1 protein-coding gene is annotated in these 1370 nt (G+C 47.1%); it reads right to left on the reverse strand.

Annotated features, from left to right (window positions below; genetic code table 11):
- Positions 1-228 precede the first annotated feature (228 nt).
- Positions 229-1149, reverse strand: coding sequence for an EamA family transporter (locus G445_RS0108720; protein WP_022867135.1), 921 nt, complete (start codon positions 1147-1149; stop codon positions 229-231).
- Positions 1150-1370: the final 221 nt, after the last annotated feature.

The following is a 1370-nucleotide window of genomic DNA, read 5'->3' on the forward strand; positions in this document are numbered from 1 at the left end:
CAATCCCTCAAACACACCCACTCACAACACCACCAAAACACCACCCCAACAACCCCAAAAAACCACCCCCACCCCACCAAAATCCGAAGAGCCACTTGTCCTCGTTGCCGTCGGTGCAGGATTCGTTCACCGTCGTCGTCAAGCATAAAAGCGAAAGCATCACAGCTTATCGTGATAAAAACATACGCGAAACAAGGGGGAATTCTTTTCGGGTCTCTTTCGTAAATATTACGCTGCAAAAAGCATAACGAAAGTCCCGGCGACTAAAATGGCTAAACCGGACAAGGCCATTTTCGACTGTTTTTCCTTGAAGAAAATCCACGCCAAAGCGATTGTTACAAGAATGCTGAGTTTGTCGATCGGGGCAATAACGCTTGCTGGTCCGTCGTGCATTGCCTTCCAGTAACACAACCAGGAAGCACCCGTCGCGATACCGGACAACACCATATACACCGTTTCTTTCACAGAAATCGTGCGAAGCGGGACAAACTCTTTTTTCACAAACGTAACAAGATACGCCATTATAAGGACGACGACGGTGCGGATAAATGTGCCGAGATTTGGCTCAACATTTTCGATGCCGACTTTGCCAAAAATTGCGGTGAGTGAGGCGAAAATGGCTGAGGCGAGTGCGTATATCAACCAGCTACTTTTGTGTGGGAGATTGATATTTTGAGGGCTTGATGATGGGGTATGGGACGTGGTTTCGTGTGTGACGGCTCGTTTTTTCTTACGCTCCATCATCATGAACGTGCCGATGGCGATAAGTGTAATTCCAAACAGTTGAATCCACAGATGGTAACGTTCATTTAGCAGGAAAATGGCGAGAAGAACCGTCAAAATAATGCTGGATTTGTCAATGACCGCGATTTTGGAAACGGGGCCGATTTGAAGCGCGCGGAAAAAACAAAGCCACGAGCCGCCCGTCGCGATACCGGAAAGAACAAGGAAAACCCATGTTTTAGCGGAAATGGTGGCCATAGTGGGGAAGGAACCCGCAATAGCCACCATTAACCCGGCAAAAATGAGGACAACAACTGTGCGAAGAGTCGTGGCGAGGGATGAGGGAGTAGTCTTTACCCCCATTTTTCCTAAAATCGAGGTGATACCCGCGAAAAACGCCGCGCCCACGGCATAAACAATCCACATATAAAGGCCTCCTTATGTCATTATATGTGGAAGCATAATTTTGTATTAAGAGGTGCTTGGATAATGTATCTATTCGTTGAACATTATCCAAGCACCTTGGGCATGTAAATTAATGAGGGTTACAGGGTGTACTGAACCCTGAAAGTTGGACGTTTATTTGTTCAGTTTTTAGGGTTAGGGGTGTTATGCGTTCTGATAGTTCGTTGTCGGTGGAGCAGCGG

This window comes from Actinotignum urinale DSM 15805, assembly GCF_000420445.1.
GTDB classification, from domain to species: domain Bacteria; phylum Actinomycetota; class Actinomycetes; order Actinomycetales; family Actinomycetaceae; genus Actinotignum; species Actinotignum urinale.

What these genes read in the sequence shown, in the direction of transcription:
- G445_RS0108720 (WP_022867135.1), bottom strand. Translation starts at nt 1,149, where the DNA reads ATGTGGATTGTTTATGCCGTGGGCGCGGCGTTTTTCGCGGGTATCACC.